The organism is Pseudomonas putida W15Oct28 (genome assembly GCF_000708715.2).
GTDB classification, from domain to species: Bacteria; Pseudomonadota; Gammaproteobacteria; order Pseudomonadales; family Pseudomonadaceae; genus Aquipseudomonas; species Aquipseudomonas putida_R.
Window position 1 is genome coordinate 63211 of record NZ_JENB01000005.1, and the last position, 20086, is coordinate 83296.

19 protein-coding genes are annotated in these 20086 nt (G+C 60.7%); all 19 read left to right on the plus strand.

The window, feature by feature from the left end; genetic code table 11:
- Positions 1 to 21: 21 nt before the first annotated feature.
- Positions 22 to 432: a flagellar basal body rod protein FlgB gene (flgB, locus tag AK81_RS04655; RefSeq protein ID WP_016498517.1), complete on the plus strand. Its 411-nt coding sequence runs from the start codon at positions 22 to 24 to the stop codon at positions 430 to 432.
- A 2-nt stretch (positions 433 to 434) separates the two neighbouring features.
- Entirely contained in the window at positions 435 to 878 is a 444-nt protein-coding gene (gene flgC / locus AK81_RS04660) for a flagellar basal body rod protein FlgC (RefSeq protein ID WP_024087485.1), read from the plus strand.
- Positions 879 to 890: 12 nt separating this feature from the next.
- The gene (gene flgD / locus AK81_RS04665; protein WP_043197098.1) at positions 891 to 1592 is read left to right on the plus strand and encodes a flagellar hook assembly protein FlgD; all 702 of its coding nucleotides are present in this window, start codon (positions 891 to 893) and stop codon (positions 1590 to 1592) included.
- Between the two features lie 28 nt (positions 1593 to 1620).
- A complete protein-coding gene (flgE, locus tag AK81_RS04670; protein WP_043197101.1) occupies positions 1621 to 2943 on the plus strand; it encodes a flagellar hook protein FlgE in 1323 nt (440 codons plus the stop codon).
- A 158-nt stretch (positions 2944 to 3101) separates the two neighbouring features.
- A complete protein-coding gene (locus AK81_RS04675) occupies positions 3102 to 3284 on the plus strand; it encodes a hypothetical protein (protein ID WP_043197104.1) in 183 nt (60 codons plus the stop codon).
- 160 nt (positions 3285 to 3444) lie between these two features.
- Positions 3445 to 4185, plus strand: a complete 741-nt coding sequence (locus tag AK81_RS04680; protein WP_043197106.1) for a flagellar basal body rod protein FlgF — start codon at positions 3445 to 3447, stop codon at positions 4183 to 4185.
- 46 nt (positions 4186 to 4231) lie between these two features.
- Positions 4232 to 5017, plus strand: coding sequence for a flagellar basal-body rod protein FlgG (gene flgG, locus AK81_RS04685; protein ID WP_016498523.1), 786 nt, complete (start codon positions 4232 to 4234; stop codon positions 5015 to 5017).
- A 36-nt stretch (positions 5018 to 5053) separates the two neighbouring features.
- Positions 5054 to 5749, plus strand: a complete 696-nt coding sequence (gene flgH, locus AK81_RS04690) for a flagellar basal body L-ring protein FlgH (protein WP_016488460.1) — start codon at positions 5054 to 5056, stop codon at positions 5747 to 5749.
- A gap of 12 nt (positions 5750 to 5761) precedes the next feature.
- A complete protein-coding gene (locus tag AK81_RS04695) occupies positions 5762 to 6871 on the plus strand; it encodes a flagellar basal body P-ring protein FlgI (RefSeq protein WP_043197277.1) in 1110 nt (369 codons plus the stop codon).
- Positions 6872 to 6882: 11 nt separating this feature from the next.
- Positions 6883 to 8037, plus strand: coding sequence for a flagellar assembly peptidoglycan hydrolase FlgJ (flgJ, locus tag AK81_RS04700; RefSeq protein WP_043197108.1), 1155 nt, complete (start codon positions 6883 to 6885; stop codon positions 8035 to 8037).
- Between the two features lie 12 nt (positions 8038 to 8049).
- The gene (flgK, locus tag AK81_RS04705) at positions 8050 to 10092 is read left to right on the plus strand and encodes a flagellar hook-associated protein FlgK (RefSeq protein ID WP_043197109.1); all 2043 of its coding nucleotides are present in this window, start codon (positions 8050 to 8052) and stop codon (positions 10090 to 10092) included.
- 13 nt (positions 10093 to 10105) lie between these two features.
- Positions 10106 to 11671, plus strand: coding sequence for a flagellar hook-associated protein 3 (locus AK81_RS04710; protein ID WP_043197111.1), 1566 nt, complete (start codon positions 10106 to 10108; stop codon positions 11669 to 11671).
- A 525-nt stretch (positions 11672 to 12196) separates the two neighbouring features.
- The gene (locus tag AK81_RS04715) at positions 12197 to 13126 is read left to right on the plus strand and encodes a ketoacyl-ACP synthase III (RefSeq protein ID WP_043197112.1); all 930 of its coding nucleotides are present in this window, start codon (positions 12197 to 12199) and stop codon (positions 13124 to 13126) included.
- 402 nt (positions 13127 to 13528) lie between these two features.
- A complete protein-coding gene (locus AK81_RS30605; RefSeq protein ID WP_043197114.1) occupies positions 13529 to 15550 on the plus strand; it encodes a flagellin hook IN motif-containing protein in 2022 nt (673 codons plus the stop codon).
- Positions 15551 to 15625: 75 nt separating this feature from the next.
- Complete coding sequence (locus tag AK81_RS04725; RefSeq protein ID WP_043197116.1) at positions 15626 to 15976, plus strand: flagellar protein FlaG; 351 nt, start codon at positions 15626 to 15628, stop codon at positions 15974 to 15976.
- A gap of 78 nt (positions 15977 to 16054) precedes the next feature.
- Positions 16055 to 17410 carry a flagellar filament capping protein FliD gene (gene fliD / locus AK81_RS04730; protein ID WP_043197119.1) on the plus strand — a complete coding sequence of 452 codons (1356 nt, stop codon included), beginning with the start codon at positions 16055 to 16057 and terminating at the stop codon, positions 17408 to 17410.
- A 79-nt stretch (positions 17411 to 17489) separates the two neighbouring features.
- Positions 17490 to 17885, plus strand: a complete 396-nt coding sequence (gene fliS / locus AK81_RS04735) for a flagellar export chaperone FliS (RefSeq protein ID WP_043197120.1) — start codon at positions 17490 to 17492, stop codon at positions 17883 to 17885.
- Positions 17886 to 17899: 14 nt separating this feature from the next.
- Positions 17900 to 18193 carry a hypothetical protein gene (locus AK81_RS04740; RefSeq protein ID WP_043197122.1) on the plus strand — a complete coding sequence of 98 codons (294 nt, stop codon included), beginning with the start codon at positions 17900 to 17902 and terminating at the stop codon, positions 18191 to 18193.
- A 171-nt stretch (positions 18194 to 18364) separates the two neighbouring features.
- Positions 18365 to 19840: a transcriptional regulator FleQ gene (gene fleQ, locus AK81_RS04745; RefSeq protein WP_016498533.1), complete on the plus strand. Its 1476-nt coding sequence runs from the start codon at positions 18365 to 18367 to the stop codon at positions 19838 to 19840.
- The last annotated feature ends 246 nt before the right edge of the window (positions 19841 to 20086 follow it).

The following is a 20086-nucleotide window of genomic DNA, read 5'->3' on the forward strand; positions in this document are numbered from 1 at the left end:
ACCTCTGAAGGTTTCCCCGACATGAGCATCAGCTTCGACAAGGCGCTTGGTATCCACGAAAAGGCCATGGGCTTCCGCGCCCAACGCGCCGAAGTGCTGGCCAACAACATCGCCAACGCCGACACGCCCAATTACAAGGCGCGTGACATGGACTTTGCCTCTGTGCTCGCCGCCGAAAGCGACAAGCAGCAGAGCGGCCGCTTCGCCATGGACCGCACCAATAGCCGTCACATCGAAGCCGAAGGCCTCGCCATTGCGGCGGACGATACCCTCAAGTACCGCACGCCGTTGCAGCCATCGATCGACCAGAACACCGTGGACGCGCAGATCGAGCAATCGAACTACACCGAAAACGCCATTGGCTTCCAGGCCAGCTTCACCTTGCTCAACAGTAAATTCAAAGGGCTGGTATCGGCCCTGCGGGGAGAATGACCATGTCCCTTTCCAGCGTCTTCAACATTGCCGGTAGCGGCATGAGCGCGCAGAACACGCGCCTGAACACCGTGGCTTCCAACATTGCCAACGCCGAGACCGTCTCCTCGAGCATCGACCAGACGTACCGCGCTCGCCACCCGGTGTTCGCCACCACCTTCCAGGATGCGCAGGCCGGCAGCAGCCAGTCGCTGTTCGAAGACCAGGGCGAAGCAGGGCAGGGCGTGCAGGTCAAAGGCATCGTCGAAGACCAGAGCACCCTGGAAGCACGCTACGAGCCAAACCACCCGGCGGCGAACAAGGACGGCTACGTCTACTACCCGAACGTCAATGTGGTGGAGGAGATGGCTGACATGATCTCCGCCAGCCGTGCGTTCCAGACCAACGCCGAGCTGATGAACACGGCCAAGAGCATGATGCAGAAAGTCCTGACCCTGGGGCAGTGATAGGAAGCCGACATGACCACTACCAATTCCACCTCTGACGTCAGCAGCGCGTACCTGACATCCCTGCAGAAGCAGACGTCGAAGACCGACAGCAGCACCGGCGCTGCCGGCAGCGCGCTGGGCAAAGATGCTTTCCTGCAGTTGCTGGTTACCCAGATGAAGAACCAGAACCCGCTCGATCCGCAGGAAAACGGCGAGTTCGTGGCGCAGCTGGCGCAGTTCAGCAGCCTTGAGAGCATGCAGTCGCTGAATGACTCGGTGACCTACATCGCGGCAGGGCTGCAGTCCTCCCAGGCGCTGCAGGCTTCGTCGCTGGTCGGGCGCAATGTGATTGTCCAGACCGACAAGGCCGTGGTCGACACCAGCAAGGACATGAAAGGCACCGTCAACCTGACGTCGTCGAGCACCGCCACCTCGGTGGGCATCTACGACAAGGACGACAAGCTGGTGCGCACCATCGACCTGGGTACTCAGAAAGCCGGCAAGATCGACTTTACCTGGAATGGCCTGAACGACGACGGCGAAGCAGCGGCAGCGGGGACCTACACCTTCAAGGCCACTGCTTCGATCGACGGCAAGGCCACGGCCATGACCACCAACCTGCCGGCCTCGGTCACCAGTGTGACCATGGGCACCAACGGTTCGGAGATGACACTCAACCTGGCTGGTCTGGGCAGTGTTGCGCTTTCCAAAATCCAAAGCATCGGCATCTAGGGCCTGAGCAAAACGACAGGAGTTACACATGTCTTTCAATATCGGCCTTAGCGGCCTCTATGCAGCGAACAAGGCCCTGAACGTTACCGGCAACAACATTGCCAACGTCGCCACCACCGGCTTCAAGTCGTCGCGCGCCGAGTTCGCCGACCAGTACTCCAACTCCATTCGCGGCACCAGTGCCGGCAAGAACGTGGTGGGCACTGGCGTGAAGACTGCCGCCGTGTCGCAGATGTTCACCCCGGGCAACATCAATGGCACCGGCCAGGCGCTGGACATGGCCATCGATGGCAACGGCTTCTTCGTGATGAACGACAACGGCTCGAAGATCTACACCCGTGCCGGTGCCTTCTACAGCGACAAGGACGGCTACGTGGTCAACTCGTCGGGCTCCAACCTGCAAGGTTATGCAGTGGATGCCAACGGCAAGATCGTCCAGGGTGTGCTGACCAACCTGCAGATCGACACCTCGAACCTGACGCCGAACCCGACCGGGCGCATTTCCGAGAACGTCAACCTCAACTCCACCGCGACCGCGCCAACCCAGACACCGTTCGACCCGGCCACCACGGGTACCTACAACTACACGTTCAATACTGACGTGTACGACAGCCAGGGCAACGCGCACCAGCTGAACCAGTACTTCGTCAAGGACGCCACCAGCAACTCCTGGACCATGTACACCACCATCGACGGGCGCAACCCGGCCGACCCGACTTCGACCACGCCGCTGGCCAACAAACTGCCGTTCAAGTCTGACGGCACCCTGGACACCGCCTCGATGACGGCAGGTCCGGTAACCGGCGGCATGACCATCGCCGCCAACAAGACCTTCACCCTCAGCAACTGGATCCCGGCACAAAAGAACGCCGCCGGTGTATGGGGCGCCAACGGCGCTACCGCCAGCACCTCCGGGGTGAACCTGGACATGCTGGGCACTACCCAGTACAACGCAGCCTCCGCCACTACCGCGAAGAGTCAGGACGGCTTTGCCACCGGTGAGTTGTCGGGCCTGACCATCGACGAAAGCGGCAACATGTTCGCCAACTTCACCAACGGTCAGGACAAGGTGATCGGCCAGGTGGCTATCGCCAACTTTGCCAACCTGCAGGGCCTGACCCCGATTGGCGGCACCAACTGGAAAGAGTCCTACGGCTCCGGCGTGCCGGTGATCGGCGCACCGGACACCGGTACCCTGGGCCAGATTACCGGCGGTGCGCTGGAAGACTCCAACGTCGACCTGACCGGCGAACTGGTCAACCTGATCAAGGCGCAGAGCAACTACCAGGCGAACGCCAAGACCATTTCCACCGAAAGCACCATCATGCAGACCATCATTCAGATGACCTGATGGTCGCTTGTTAGTGTGGTGTTGTCTGTAATTGGGGCTGCTTTGCAGCCCATCGCGACGCAAGGCCGCTCCTACAGGGGATCGCGTTTCCCTGTAGGAGCGGCCTTGCGTCGCGATGGGCCGCAAGGCGGCCCCAAATTCTCGAAGGTTTCCGCTCCATGAAACGGCTACTGCTCACAGCCCTCCTGGCCACTGCCCTGCCGCTCTCGGCCGCTCCCGCCCCGTTCTACCAATGGCAAAGCCTGGCCACCGGCCGTTACCTGTGCTCGGCCAGCAACCCAGGCGAGGGTTGGGTGCGCCATTCCGGCCCCTACAACAACGCCGCTTGCCGCACCTTCTGAGCAAGCCCTTGCCGCAGGCGGCAAACATCCGCCGACAAACTGACGTTTGTTGCCCCTTGCCGCGCTGAAACCCCCGTAAACAGGCGGTTTCGGACTTGGTTCGATTATTGCTTCTCACCTGCCCAGTGACAGCGCGGCAGCGACGCGCAGAGGAGATACTGTGGACAAGTTGCTTTATGTGGCCATGACCGGCGCCAGCCAGAACGCGCTGGCGCAAAAGGCCCACGCCAACAACCTGGCGAACATTTCCACCAACGGTTTTCAGCGCGACCTGGAACAGGCCCGTTCGATGCCGGTGTTCGGCGACAGCTTTCCGGCGCGCGCCTTTGCCATGACCGAACGCCCGGCCACCGACTTCAGCGAAGGCCCGTTGGTCGAGACCGGTCGTGACCTGGATGTTGCCGTGACCGGCAAGGGCTTCATTGCCGTGCAGGCACCGGACGGCAGCGAAGCCTACGTGCGTACCGGCAGCCTGAACATCGACGCCCTCGGCGTGCTGCGTGCCGGCAACGGCATGCCGGTGATCGGCAACGGTGGCCCTATTGCCATCCCGCCGGAGCAGAAGGTTGAGGTCGGCGCCGACGGCACCATCAGCATTCGCTCCATGGGTGAAGACCCGCGGGTGATGGCCGAGGTCGACCGCATCAAGTTGGTCAACCCGGACATCAAGGGCATGGAAAAAGGCCTGGATGGCCTGATCCATACCGCTTCTGGCCAGCCGGCGGATGCCGACGTCAACGTGCGGGTGGTGTCGGGCTTCCTGGAAGGCAGCAACGTCAACGCTGTCGAGGAAATGACCTCGGTGCTGGCGCTGTCCCGCCAGTTCGAACTGCACGTCAAGATGATGAACACGGCCAAGGAAGGCGACGAAGCCATGGCTCGGGTTTTGCAAATCGGCTAATCACTTTTGAACGGGTGCCGTAAAACAGGCGCACGAGGAGAACTACATGCTTCCGGCTCTTTGGGTCGCTAAAACCGGCCTGTCCGCCCAGGACACCAACCTGACGGTCATTTCCAACAACCTGGCCAACGTCTCCACCACCGGCTTCAAGCGTGACCGTGCCGAGTTTGCGGACCTGCTGTACCAGATCCGCCGCCAGCCCGGCGCCCAGTCCACCCAGGACAGCGAGCTGCCTTCGGGCCTGCAGGTCGGTACCGGTGTGCGCATTGTCGGCACCCAGAAGAGCTTCGTCGCCGGCAGCCTGCAAACCACCGAAAACCCGCTGGACATGGCCGTCAACGGCCGTGGTTTCTTCCAGATTTTGCAGCCGGACGGCACGGTGTCGTACACCCGTGACGGCACCTTCCACCTGAACTCCGACGGCCAGATCGTCACCGCCAACGGCTACGCCCTCGAGCCTGCCGTTGTCGTGCCGAACGACGCACAAACCTTCACCGTCGGCCAGGACGGCACCGTGTCGATCACCACGGCCGGCAACCCGGCGGCGCAGGTGATCGGCAACATCCAGACCGCCGACTTCATCAACCCGGCCGGTCTGCAGGCCATCGGCGACAACCTGTTCCTGGAAACCGCCGCCAGTGGCGCGCCGCAAGTCGGCACCCCGGGCCTGAACGGTTTCGGCACCACCCAGCAGCAGACCCTGGAAAACTCCAACGTCAGCACCGTGGAAGAACTGGTGAACATGATCACCACCCAGCGCGCCTACGAGATGAACTCCAAGGTCATCTCCACCGCCGACCAGATGCTGTCGTTCGTGACCCAGCAGCTCTAAGCCCTGTCGCTTCGTTACACCCGTGAGGTATGCACCATGAATCGTCTGTTGTCCGTGTTCGCCCTGGGGGGGGCGGTGTTGCTGGCAGGTTGCGTCGGCCCGACGCCCAAGCCCAACGACCCGTACTACGCGCCGGTACTGCCGCGCACCCCGTTGCCGGCAGCGGCCAACAACGGTTCCATCTACCAGGCTGGTTTCGAGCAGAACCTGTACAGCGACCGCAAGGCGTTCCGGGTGGGTGACATCATCACCATCACCCTCAACGAGAAAACCTCGGCCAGCAAGAACGCAGGTTCGCAGATCCAGAAGAACAGCAAGGCCGACATCGGCCTGACCTCGCTGTTCGGCAGCACACCGAACACCAACAACCCGTTCGGCGGCGGCGACCTGTCGCTGGAGGCTGGCTACAACGGCGAACGCGCCACCAAGGGCGACAGCAAGGCTACCCAGGGCAACACCCTGACCGGTTCGATTACCGTGACCGTGGCTGAAGTGCTGCCCAACGGCATCATCGCCGTGCGCGGCGAGAAGTGGCTGACCCTGAACACCGGCGAAGAACTGGTGCGCATTGCCGGCATGATCCGCGCCGACGACATCGCCACCGACAACACCGTGCCGTCCACCCGTGTGGCCGACGCGCGCATCACTTATTCCGGTACCGGCTCGTTCGCCGATGCCAGCCAGCCCGGGTGGCTGGACCGCTTCTTCATCAGCCCGCTTTGGCCTTTCTGAGTACGGATGACCATGTTCAACGTGAGGCAGCTGATTGCCGCAACCCTGCTCCTGTCCTGCGCCTTCGGTGCGCAGGCCGAGCGCCTGAAGGACATCGCCAGCATTTCTGGCGTGCGTTCCAACCAGTTGATCGGTTACGGCCTGGTGGTGGGGCTGAACGGCACGGGTGACCAGACCACCCAGACGCCGTTCACCCTGCAAACCTTCAACAACATGCTGTCGCAGTTCGGCATCAAGGTGCCGGCCGGCTCCGGCAACGTGCAGCTGAAGAACGTCGCGGCGGTGTCGGTGCATGCCGACCTGCCGGCGTTCGCCAAGCCCGGCCAGGTGGTGGACATTACCGTGTCGTCGATCGGTAACTCCAAGAGCCTGCGTGGCGGCAGCCTGCTGATGACCCCGCTCAAGGGTATCGACGGCAACGTCTACGCCATTGCCCAGGGCAACCTGGTGGTGGGTGGCTTCGACGCCGAAGGCCGTGACGGCTCGAAGATCACCGTCAACGTTCCGTCGGCCGGTCGCATTCCGGGCGGTGCCAGTGTCGAGCGGTCCGTACCCAGCGGCTTCAATCAGGGCAATACCTTGACCCTGAACCTCAATCGCCCTGACTTCACCACTGCCAAGCGCGTCGTCGACAAGGTCAACGAGCTGCTTGGCCCAGGCGTGGCCCAGGCCGTGGACGGTGGTTCGGTACGGGTCAGTGCGCCGATGGACCCCAGCCAGCGCGTGGATTACCTGTCGATCCTCGAAAACCTCGAGATCGACCCGGGCCAGGCCGTGGCCAAGGTCATCATCAACTCGCGTACCGGCACTATCGTCATCGGCCAGAACGTCAAGGTGTCGCCAGCGGCAGTGACCCACGGCAGCCTGACCGTGACCATTACCGAAGACCCGATCGTCAGCCAGCCGGGGGCCTTCTCCAATGGCCAGACGGCCGTGGTGCCACGTTCGCGGGTGAATGCCGAGCAGGAAGCCAAGCCGATGTTCAAGTTCGGCCCGGGTACCACCCTGGATGAGATCGTCCGCGCGGTGAACCAGGTGGGCGCAGCGCCCGGCGACCTTATGGCCATCCTTGAAGCCCTGAAACAGGCCGGCGCCTTGCAGGCCGACCTGATCGTGATCTGAGGACGGCGCGGATGAATATCAAAAGCCAGGTTTCCGGCAGTGCCGACAGCGGCGCCTATACCGACCTCAATCGCCTAAGTGCGCTCAAGCACGGTGACCGCGACAGCGAAGCCAACGTGCGCAAGGTGGCCCAGGAGTTCGAGTCGCTGTTCATCAGCGAAATGCTCAAGGCCTCGCGCAAGGCCAGCGACGTGCTGGCCGATGACAACCCGATGAACACCGAAACGGTCAAACAGTACCGCGACATGTACGACCAGCAGCTGGCCGTGAGCATGTCCCGCGAAGGTGGCGGTATCGGTCTGCAGGATGTGCTGGTGCGCCAGCTGACCAAGGGCCGCAGTGCGTCGATCAACACCAGCCCGTTCCCGCGTGCCGACGGCAGTGGCCCGGCGCTGTGGGGCAACAAGGTGGCGGAGCCGGTGCATGCCACCGACTCGGCCGCCACCCGCAACGACGTCGCCGCGCTCAACTCGCGGCGCCTGGCCTTGCCGAGCAAGCTTACCGACCGCCTGCTGGCCGGCATCGTGCCATCGGCCGCCACGGCCAATAACGCCGCCGTGCCTGCCCGTGACGGCCAGCAAGTGGCCAAGGCCTTCGCCGTGCCGGACAACGGCCTGCGCATTGTCGGCCGCGCCGTGGCCCAGCCGCCGCTGGCGCCGAACAAGGCCTTTGCCGGCAGTGACGAATTCGTCGCCACCATGCTGCCGATGGCCGAGCAAGCGGCCAAGCGCATTGGTATCGACCCGCGCTATCTGGTGGCCCAGGCCGCACTGGAAACCGGCTGGGGCAAATCGGTGATGCGCAATACCGATGGCAGCAGCAGCCACAACCTGTTCGGCATCAAAGCCACCGGCAACTGGCAGGGTGAGCAGGCGCGGGCGATCACCAGCGAGTTCCGCGATGGCCAGTTCGTCAAGGAAACCGCAGCGTTCCGCAGCTATGACTCGTACCAGGACAGCTTCCACGACCTGGTGAACCTGCTGCAGGGCAATTCTCGCTATCAAGATGCGTTGGACTCGGCCGATAACCCTGAGCAGTTTGCAAGAGAGCTGCAAAAGGCAGGTTATGCGACCGACCCGGGCTATGCGAAGAAGATCATCAGTATCGCCCAGCAAATGCAGTCAACCCCGCAATACGCCATGGCTGGCAGAACCACGAATCTATAAAAGGACTAAATCATGTCGAGCCTGATTTCGATCGGCCTGAGTGGCCTGAGTGCCAGCCAGGCGGCCTTGTCGGTAACCAGTAACAACATCGCCAACGCCGCGACCAGTGGCTATTCGCGCCAACAGACGATTCAGGCGGCGGGGGCTTCGCACAACATCGGCGCGGGGTTCCTGGGTACCGGTACCACGCTGGCGGACGTGCGTCGCATCTACAGCTCCTACCTGGACAACCAGTTGCAGACCGCGACCTCGCTGCAGGCGGACTCGGTTGCCTTCCAGGACCAGATCACCAGCATCGACAAGCTGCTGGCCGACCGCGATACCGGCATCAGCTCGGTCCTTACTGCGTTCTTCTCGGCCCTGCAGACCGCGGCCGCCAAGCCCGGTGACGTTGCCTCCCGGCAGCTGTTGCTGACCCAGGCGCAAACCCTGAGCAACCGTTTCAACGCGGTGAGCACTCAGCTGAACCAGCAGAACGAAACGATCAACTCCCAGCTCGACACCATGGCTGGCCAGGTCAACAAGCTCACCGCCAACATTGCCGAGTACAACAAGCAGATCGCGGCGGCCTCGGGCACCGGCAACACGCCCAACAGCCTGCTGGATGCGCGCAGCGAAGCAGTGCGCCAGCTCAACGAGCTGGTTGGCGTGACCGTGCAGGAACGTGACGGCAACTACGACGTGTACCTGGGCAGCGGCCAGTCGCTGGTTACCGGCAACAAGGCCAACACCTTGTCGGTGCAGCCAGGTGCTGCCGACAAGAGCCAGGCCAGCCTGCGCATCAACTACGAGTCGTTCAGCTCCGACGTGACCTCGGTGGTGACTGGTGGTGCGATCGGCGGCCTGGTGCGTTACCGCCAGGACGTGCTGATGCCGTCCATGAACGAGCTGGGCCGTGTCGCCCTGGTGGTGTCGGACAGCATCAACAGCCAGCTGGGGCAGGGGCTGGATGCCAATGGCCAGTTCGGCAGCTCGCTGTTCTCCAGCATCAACAGCGCCACTGCCATTGCCCAGCGCAGCCTGGCCTCGTCGAACAACAGCACCGGCTCCGGCAACCTGGACGTGACCATCGCCAACAGCGGTGCGCTGACCACCTACGACTACGAGGTGAAGTTCACCAGCGCCAACCAGTACAGCGTGCGCCGCTCCGACGGCACCGACATGGGCAGCTTCGACCTCAGTGCCGACCCGGCGCCGGTGATCGACGGCTTCAGCCTGTCGCTGAAAGGCGGTGGCCTGGCAGCAGGCGACAGCTTCAAGGTAATCCCCACCCGGGCGGCTGCCGGCAGCATCACCACCACCCTGACCGATGCCAACAAGCTGGCCTTCGCCGGGCCGATCAGTGCCGCGGCAGGCAGTGGCAACAGCGGTACCGGCACCATCACCCAGCCTACGCTGGGCGAAACGCTGGATATCTACGGTGGTGCCGATACCGCGCTGGTACAGAAGGCAATCAGCGACTCCATGCCGGTACGCGTCGTGTTCGACGCCGCCAGTGGTGGTTCCCAAGGCTACAAATTGTACGATTCCAAGGGCACGCAGATCGGTACTGGCAGTGTTGTGCCTGGGCAGGATAACAAGCTGTCCATCGCCGTCCCGATGCGCGATGCCAGTGGCAACCCGATTCTCGATGGTAGCGGCAACCCGCGCACCTTTGCGGTCGAGACAACCATTGGCGGCAGCCCGGCAACCAACGACAGCTTCACCCTGTCGTTCAATGCCGACGGCAAGGCCGACAACCGCAACGCCAATGCCCTGCTTGACCTGCAAACCAAGTCGACGGTGGGCACCAACTCCGGCACCGGCACCAGCTTCACCTCGTCCTATGCTGCGTTGGTCGAGCGGGTAGGGGCCAAGGCCAGTCAGGCCACCATCGATACCACGGCAACCCAGGCAGTGCTCAAGTCCGCCACTGAAAGCCGCAGCGCGGTGTCGGGTGTCAACCTTGATGATGAAGCGGCCAGCCTGGTGAAATTCCAGCACTACTACACAGCATCGTCGCAGATCATCAAGGCGGCGCAAGAAACCTTTTCGACCCTGATCAACGCATTGTAAGGAGGGGCTGACCGTGCGAATTTCAACTGCTCAGTTCTATGAGACCAGCGCCAACAGTTACTCCAAGAACTACTCGGACCTGGCCAAGACCACCGAACAGGTGACCTCCAAGTCGCGTATCCAGTCTGCCGGGGATGACCCGGTCGGTGCTGCGCGGCTGCTGCTGTTGCAGCAACAAAGTGCCTTGCTGGACCAGTACAGCGGCAACATGACCACCGTCAAGAATGCGTTGCTGCAGGAAGAGAGTGTGCTTTCCACCGTCAACGACGCCCTGCAGCGCGCCAGCGAGCTGGCAATCCAGGCCGGCAACGGTGGCCTGAGCGATGCCGACCGCACCTCGATTGCCAGTGAGATCAAGGAAATCGAAGCCAACGTGTTCGGCTTGCTGAACTCGCGCGATGCCAATGGCGACTACATGTTCGGTGGCTCCAAGTCGTCGACGCCGCCCTATGTGCGCAATGCTGACGGTACCTACAGCTACCAAGGTGACCAGACCCAGTTGAGCCTGCAGGTGTCCGACACCCTGCGCCTGGCCACCAACGACACCGGCTTCAGTATTTTCGACCAGGCCACCAACAACAGTCGCACCCAGTCGAACTTGCAGGCGCCGACGCCAAATGACGGCAAGGTACTGTTGTCTGATGGCTTGTTGACGTCGGCCAACACCTACAGCAATCAGTTCGCAGCTGGCCAGCCGTACACCGTCACCTTCACCAGTGCCACGGAGTACAGCGTAAAGGATGCCGCTGGCAATGACATCACCAGCGAAACCGCCGGTAAGGGCAAGTTTGACGTCAACACCGAAGGCGGCAAGATGATCTCGCTGCGTGGTGTTGATTTCGAGGTCAACCTGAACCTCGCCGAAGGTGACGATGCCAACGCGGTGGTGGCGGGCCATGTATTCACCCTGCAAGGCAAGCCGGACACGCTCACGGCAACCCGCAGCGCCGGTAACCCTTCGACAGCACAGGTGATCGGTGCCAGCATTTCCGATGCTGAAGCGTACCGCGGCACCTTCCCTGACAACGGTGCCGTGATCCGCTTCACCAGCGACACCGAGTACGCATTTTATGCACAGCCGTACACCGCCGACAGCAAGGCGATTGCGACGGGCACGGTAGGGGCGGGCAATGCGGTCACGGTCGCGGGCGTGACCTTCCAGTTCGACAGCGCGCCGGGCGAGGGTGACCAGTTCTCGGTGAATGCCAATACCCACCGCACGCAAAACGTGCTGGACACCCTGGGGCAACTGCGCAGCGCCTTGGAAAAGCCGTTGGACACGCCTGAGGCGCAGGCAGCGTTGAAGGCTGCTACTGACTCGGCGATTTCCAACCTGGCCAGCGCTCGAGATCGCATCGACATTACCCGTGGCTCGATCGGTGCGCGTGGCAACTCGCTGGATATTCAGGCGCAGGAAAACGAAAGCCTGGGGTTGGCCAACAAAAGCACGCAAAGTGCTATTGGCGATACCGACATGGCCTCGGCGACCATTCAGCTGACCCTGCAGCAGGCCATGCTCGAAGCCTCGCAGCTGGCGTTTGCGCGTATTTCGCAGCTGAGCCTGTTCGACAAGATCTGATCCGGCTCTGTCACGCAAAGAACGGTGGTCATTGTGGGAGCGGGCTTGTCCCGCGAATGGGGCTACGCGGTGCATGGTACCGGCTTTGCCGGTGTTCGCGGGACAAGCCCGCTCCCACAGAGTGCCAGCTAACTCAATGAGTTATGTTTTGCTCTAGAGAGCGGTCTTGTGCCGCGAAAGCGCTGCGAAAGCAGCACTGGCATTGTGCATTAACGCTGAGATCGCCGGGGCCGCTTTACGGCCCTTTCGCGGCACAAGGCCGCTCCTACAGGGATTTGTGCCCGCTTGGTCATTCCCAGAATTCCCCAGTCCTCACACCCTCGCCACGGCTTTCGTAGCATTTCAATGTGACCAATGAGTCAAAACGATCATCTTCCCTGTATTCTATGCAGCAGCTGTTGCAGCATTTTGTTACCGGTGCGCAGGTGAGCCCTGCCTTCAACCTCTGGCAGTGACGCGCCCCGGTATTTGGCGCCCTCAATTCATCGAGTGGTGGTCTTTGGCTGTTTTCATTGGGAAGCCAGAATGATTGGCATCAAAAGCATTGCGAGTTACGTGCCTACCGCTGGCCTGGACAACTACGTCCAGGGTGCGAAGTTCGGCAAGGACGAAGAGTTCATGTTCGGCAAGATCGGCGCGTCGTTCCTGCCGCGCAAGGCCGAAGAGCAAGAAACTTCCGACCTGTGCGTAGAAGCCGCCCGGGCGCTGTTCGCCAGCAACCCAGACCTCGATCCGCAGTCGATCGATGCGCTGATCGTGGTCACCCAGAACGGTGATGAAGAAGGCCTGCCGCACACCGCAGCCATCGTCCAGAGCAAGCTTGGCCTGTCTACCCGCGTGGCGGCGTTTGACGTGTCGCTGGGCTGCTCCGGCTATGTGTATGGCCTGTACGCGATCAAAGGCTTCATGGAAGCTGCAGGGCTGAAAAACGGCCTGCTGATCACGGCCGACCCGTATTCGAAGATCGTCGACCCGGAAGACCGCAACACCACCATGCTGTTCGGCGACGCCGCCACAGCCACCTGGATGGGTGAAGACGCGGTCTGGAACCTGGGCCAGGCGCGTTTTGGCACGGACGGCTCCGGTGCCGAGCACCTGAAAGTCACTGACGGCAAGTTCTTCATGAACGGCCGCCAGGTGTTCAACTTCGCCCTGGTCAAGGTGCCGGCGCACCTGCATGAGCTGCTGGATGCCAGCGGCCTGACCTCGTCGGATATCGACGCCTTCTGCATCCACCAGGGCAGTGCGGCGATTGTCGACGCCGTGGCCCGTCGCTTCGAAGAGCAGCACCCGGAAAAGTTCGTCAAGGACATGCTGGAAACCGGCAATACCGTGTCCTCCAGCGTGCCGCTGCTGCTGCAGAAGCACATGCTCGACGGCAGCTGGAAGCGTGTGGCGATCAGCGGCTTTGGCGTGGGCCTGTCGTGGGGCTCGGCCATCCTGTACCGCGACTGATCCCCCAGCAGTCCCCAAAAGCGCCCGGCGGCCACCGCCTGGCGCTTTTTTCATGCCTGAAAAATTCTGTGGCCTGGCGCAGCTTCTGTGGGAGTGGGCATGCCCGCGAAGAAGGCGGCTCGGTGGATGGCACCGGCTTTGCCGGTGTTCGCGGGCGCGCCCGCTCCCACAGGTGGGGTGGCGGCAGGTGATGTGCAGCATGCCAGGGAGTGGTTATTGACGCCAATAATCCGCCCCTAACCCCTTGATTTCCCGAGGCTGGCCCCATGCCAGCATTTTTTTTTCGAAAAAACCCTCAAGCAACCCGCGCACCCGACGATAACCATTACGAAGGTTCTCTAGGCCACACCCGGCTGTCGCCAGGGCCGGAAGCCGCTGTATCCATTCAACGAGGAATTCGTCATGGCTTTGACCGTTAACACTAACATCACCTCCTTGGGCGTTCAGAAGAACCTGAACCGTGCTTCCGACGCGCTGGGCACCTCGATGTCCCGCCTGTCCTCTGGCCTGAAAATCAACAGCGCCAAAGACGACGCCGCTGGCCTGCAAATTTCCAACCGTCTGACCAGCCAGATCAGCGGCCTGAACGTTGCCGTGAAAAACGCCAACGACGGTATCTCCATCGCCCAGACCGCTGAAGGCGCGATGCAAGCTTCCACCAACATTCTGCAGCGTATGCGTGAACTGGCTCTGCAATCGGCGAACGGCTCGAACAGCGATGAAGACCGCACCTCGCTGCAGCAAGAGTTCACCGCGCTGTCGGGCGAACTGACCCGTATTTCCAGCACCACTACTTTCGGTGGTCGTAACCTGCTGGACGGTACTTTCACCAGCACCAGCTTCCAGGTTGGCGCGAATGCGAACGAAACTATCTCGTTTGGCATGAAGAGCGTTAGCGCTAGTGAGCTGAAGGGCTCCTATAACGAAGCTTCGGTAGATGCTGGTACCAACAAGCTGAGCGCTGTTGTAACAGGCAAGGCTGGGGTAATTACTTCCAATGCGAACAACGTAAGTACAGCGAAATTCGTTGCTGAAGAGAAAACGTTGGGCGCTGCTGGTGCTGGCAAAATTACCATTGGCACTACTGATGTTGATTTGGCTGCAACCGATAATCTTGATAGCATTGTTACCAAAATCAATGCTGCAGGTGTTACCGGCATCACTGCATCGAATCAAGGCGGCGTGCTTCGCCTCAACAATACCGGTGCCGATGCGGCTCTCGCTGGTGATACCGGTACTCTGGCCGCAATTGGCCTGACAGCCGGTGCTACCGCAATCGCTGGTACTGCTGATACGGATGGCACGGTGCAAATGGGTGTTCAGGCAATCGGCGCAGCCGGTGACCTGGTTATTGGCAGTTCTGCAATTCGTCTCGCAGCAACTGATACCCTTGAAGATGTCGTAAATAAAGTTAACCAGTACTCTTCGTCGACTGGTGTAACTGCCAAAATTGCTGATAACGGCGATGGTACTGGCTCTCTCAGCCTGAGCTCGAAAACTGACTTCACCCTGGGCGGTTCCACTAGTGCAGCTGTAGCTACCGCGTTTGGTTACGCCACTGCTGGTGGTGATGTCGCTGTTAAAACCGCTACTGGCCTGACTTCCGATGCTTCCATCAAAGTTAATGGTCAGGGGTTCAGCTTCAAGGCTGGCGATACCCTGAGCTCTATCGTTGCCTCGATCAATGACGGTGCTGGTGCAGTTGGCTCTGGTGCTGGTACCAAGGCCACTGGTGTGACCGCTAGCGCCAGCGCTGATGGTCGTCTGATTCTGACCTCGGCCGATGGCAAAGACATCAAGCTGGAAAACAACAGTGCTGGCGCGCTGGACACTTTGGGCCTGACCTCCGGTAACACCAAAGCCAAGCTGACCGAGGCTACCTCGATCACCGTCAACAATGTCGAAGTCAAATTCAAGAAAGACGACGACATGGCGGCAATCGCTGCAGCAATCAACAGCTCGAGCAGCGGCGTCACTGCCTCTGTGAACGACGACGGTACCTTGGGCCTGTTCGCTGACCAAAACATCGTGATTGCAGATGGTAGCAATGGCACCGGCCTTGCCGCTCTGGGTCTGAGCGCTGGTACTACTAACGCTGTGACTATGAATACTTCGGTCAACGACCTGAGCATCCTGGATGCCGCCAGCGCCCAGCAAGCCATCCAGGCTCTGGATGGTGCAATCCAGCAGGTAGACAGCCAGCGTTCTCAGCTGGGTGCCGTGCAAAACCGTTTCGACAGCACCGTCGATAACCTGCAGAGCATCGGCGAAAACTCCACTGCTGCCCGCAGCCGTGTTCAGGATGCTGACTTCGCATCTGAAACTGCCGAACTGACCAAGCAGCAAACCCTGCAACAGGCCTCCACCGCGATCCTGTCCCAGGCTAACCAGCTGCCATCGTCGGTACTGAAACTGCTGGGCTAATACCAAAAGCTGAGTAGTTTGACGAAGGGTACGGTGACGTACCCTTTCGTCTTTTCAAGAAAAGAGGTGTAAGAAATGGATATGAGCGTGAAACTGGGCCTGTCCTATCCCGCCTCCGCTGCGCCCGACACTACGACGAGCAAGCGGCAAGCAAGCGACCAGGCAACCAATGAGCCGGTCGATAAAGAATCCCAGCCTGCAGCCCGCCAAGACCTGGAAAGCGCCATCAGTGCCATCCAGGACTTCGTCAAGGCTTCAGAGCGACAACTCGACTTTTCGATCGATGACTCCACCGGCCAGGTGGTGGTTAAGGTCATTGCCCGCCAAAGCGGCGAAGTCATCCGCCAGCTGCCCTCGGAAGTGGCGCTGAAACTGGCGGAAAACCTGAAGGATGCCAATAGCCTGTTGTTCGATATTCAGGTCTGATTGGCACGGCTTTTGTTGTAAAGCCGCACGGGCGCGTTTTCGTCGGTTTTTCGACGGTCACCGAAATGGAGAGTGAAGATGGCGAGTTCAACTATTACCGGCCTGGGTTCTGGTCTTAAGATCGACGAAATCGTTGCGGCGCTAGCAAATGCCGAAAAGGCGCCCAAGCAGAAACAGATCAATACCCAAGCCACCACGGCCACTACTTCGCTGTCGGCCATCGGTACCATCAAAAGTGCGCTGGACACGTTCCGTGCGGCTATCGCCAAGCTGAATACGGCATCAAGCTTCTCCGGTTTGGCGTCGTCGTCTTCCGACGAGGCGATTGCAAAGATCAAGCTGGGCGACGGGGCTTCGTCGGGCAATTACGCGCTTGAAGTAACCCAATTGGCAACTGCTTCGAAGATATCGACGCAGGTCTATGACAAGACCTCTACCGTAGTCAACGATTCGGGCGAGCCCCAGACCCTCACTATCAGCCAGGGCAGCTCTACTCACAGCGTGACCATCGCCGACGGTGCAACGCTGCAGCAGGCACGCGATGCGATCAACGGCCAACTTCAGTCCAAAGGCATTACAGCCAACATCGTTACAGATGCCAAAGGTTCGCGGCTGATATTCTCGTCTACAAAGATGGGCGAGGGTACCGAGTTGACGCTTGGTGGCACCGCCAGCATGGCGACCGGTGTCACAACGGTCGCTAAGCCGCAAAATGCCAAATACACACTGGACGGTCTGGAGTTAGAGTCAGCGTCCAATACTGTCACTGGGGCTGTCAGTGGTGTCGATATCACGCTGGTCAAAGAGGGTAAGGCCAGCCTTGGTATCGCCAGCAACAACGATACCTTAAAGACCTCCGTACAGTCTTTTGTCACGGCCTATAACGCGCTTATGACAGCAGTCAACGCCCAGACCAAGGTCACCACGGGCGCTGACGGCGCTGCTACCGGGGCGGCAGCGTTAACCGGCGACGCAACCATGCGCTCGCTAGTCAACTCGATCCGTAGCGAGATCACTCGTAGCGTGGGGAGTACCGGGCTGAGTAGTCTGTCGCAGCTGGGTATCAATACTGTCCAGAAGACCGGCCTGCTGGAATTAAACGATACAAAATGGGATGCGGCGGTCAAGACCTACGGGGCTGACATCAGTGGGCTGTTTACCGGTAAAGATGGCTTGCTGACCCGGCTGACAAACACTACCGAAGATTATGTAAAAACTGGCGGGATACTGGAAACTCGCCAGACAAACTTGACCAACCAGCTCAAGGAGCTAGATGAGGCGCAGGCAGCGCTTGATCGCCGCATTACTTCGCTTACCGATACGCTGACCAAAAAATATAACGCCATGGACACCATGGTTGCTCAGCTCAAGGCCACCAGCGACAGCGTGATGACCACGCTCAATGCCCTGAACAAGTCCAACAGCGACGACTGATTACGTTAAAGAAAACCGGGCTGAGGCCGATGCAATAGGTATGCGGCCCCTGTCCAGCCCCGTTCACTGAGGATCCCCCATGCACCCGATGAGAGCCCTTCGCCAGTACCAGAAGGTCAATTCCCACGCCCAAATTTCCGAAGCCACTCCGCACCGCCTGGTGCAAATGCTGATGGAGGGCTCGCTCGATCGCATGGCTCAGGCGAAGGGCGCCATTACTCGCGGCGATGTCGCGCAGAAGGGGCTGATGCTGGGCAAGGCCATCGACATCATCGGCGGCCTGCGTGAGGGGCTGGACAAGGAAAAGACCGACAACCCGGACGAGCTGGATCGCCTCGACAGCCTGTACGACTACATGGCGCGTCGCCTGACCCAAGCCAACCTGCACAGCGACCCAGCCATGATCGACGAAGTCGCCCAGCTGATGATCACCGTCAAAAGCGGCTGGGATGCCATCGCCTCCGCCGAGCAATAACCCAAGGAGTTCCCATGAGCGCGTTGCAGCAAATCGAAGACACCCGTCAGGCCCTGAGCGAGGCCCTGCAAGCGCGCGACTGGGCGGCCATCGGTGAGCTGGACCTGGCTTGTCGTGCGTTGATGGATGAAGTGCTGCAGGAAGCGCAAGAAGATGAAGCGGCTGTACGGGCCAACCTAGAGGCCTTGATGGCGGTTTATCGTCAGCTGATCGACGTTGCAAGTGATGAGCGTCAATCCTTGGTCACGCAAATGTCGTCTATCAACCAAGCGAAACACGCCACAAAGGTATACCATCTGTTCAGCTGAAGCTGGGCACGATTGCAACGTTTCGGCGCCATTAATTTGACTGCCTTTAAGTTTTTGACTTTACTAGTGGCTGTTCTCGAATTTCAGACGTCCGAACACTGACCATTCAGTCGGAATGATGTCGAGCATGCCCCTGCAGGGCGGCGATATGACTAGGGAAGTTGCTATTGCATGTGGCGTGAAACCAAAATTCTGCTGATCGATGACGACAGCGCGCGCCGCCGCGATCTGGCGGTGGTGCTGAATTTCCTCGGTGAAGAAAATCTCGCTTGCTCAAGCCATGACTGGCAGCAAGCGGTCGAGTCGTTGTCTTCGAGCCGTGAAATATTGTGCGTGCTCATCGGCAGCGTAGACGCTCCGGGCAATCTCCTTGGGCTCGTTAAGACAGTGGCCGGGTGGGATGAGTTCCTTCCGGTGCTGCTATTAGGTGAAATTTCTTCTGCGGAGTTCCCGGAAGACCTTCGCCGCCGGGTGCTTTCCAACCTGGAAATGCCACCCAGCTACAGCCAGCTGCTGGATTCACTGCACCGCGCCCAGGTCTATCGCGAGATGTACGACCAGGCGCGCGAGCGCGGCCGCCAGCGCGAGCCCAACCTGTTCCGCAGCCTGGTCGGCACCAGCCGTGCCATTCAGCACGTGCGGCAGATGATGCAGCAAGTGGCCGATACCGACGCCAGCGTGCTGATTCTGGGTGAGTCGGGCACCGGCAAGGAAGTGGTGGCGCGCAACCTGCACTACCACTCCAAGCGCCGCGAAGCGCCGTTCGTGCCAGTCAACTGTGGCGCGATCCCGGCCGAGTTGCTGGAAAGCGAACTGTTCGGCCACGAGAAGGGCGCCTTTACCGGGGCCATCACCAGCCGCGCCGGGCGTTTCGAGTTGGCCAACGGCGGTACCCTGTTCCTCGACGAAATCGGCGACATGCCGCTGCCGATGCAGGTCAAGCTGCTGCGCGTGCTGCAGGAGCGTACCTTCGAGCGTGTGGGTAGCAACAAGACCCAGAGCATCGACGTGCGCATCATCGCCGCAACGCACAAGAACCTCGAGACCATGATCGAGGACGGCACCTTCCGCGAAGACCTGTACTACCGCCTGAACGTGTTCCCCATCGAGATGGCGCCGCTGCGTGAGCGGGTGGAAGACATCCCGTTGCTGATGAACGAGCTGATCTCGCGCATGGAGCACGAGAAGCGCGGCTCCATCCGCTTCAACTCGGCCTCGATCATGTCGCTGTGTCGCCACGGCTGGCCGGGCAACGTGCGCGAGCTGGCCAACCTGGTCGAGCGTATGGCGATCATGCACCCGTACGGGGTGATCGGCGTGTCCGAGCTGCCGAAGAAATTCCGCTACGTCGACGACGAGGACGAGCAGATGGTCGACAGCCTGCGCAGCGACCTGGAAGAGCGCGTGGCCATCAACGGCCACACGCCAAACTTCAGCAACCCTGCGATGCTGCCACCTGAAGGCCTGGACCTGAAGGACTACCTCGGTAGCCTAGAGCAGGGCCTGATCCAGCAGGCGCTGGACGATGCCAACGGTATCGTTGCGCGCGCGGCTGAACGTTTGCGTATTCGTCGTACCACCCTGGTCGAGAAGATGCGCAAGTACGGCATGAGCCGCCAGGGCGGCGAGGACCAGGCTGAGGATTGATGGTTGGGCGGGGTGTTCGCCTTGGGTTTGGCGGTTGGGCGGAAATCGAGCGCCGCCCGCGCGGCGCTTCGCGGGACAAGCCCGCTCCCACATTTGTTGCAACGTTGGCTCAATTTCTGAGTTGGCACTGCTGCCGCCCCACATGCCTCAAGTAGTGCACCAAGGCTGACAACGCCACTCTCACAGGCATGGCCACGTTGCAACAAATGTGGGAGTGGGCTTGCCCCGCGAAGCGCCGCGCGGGCG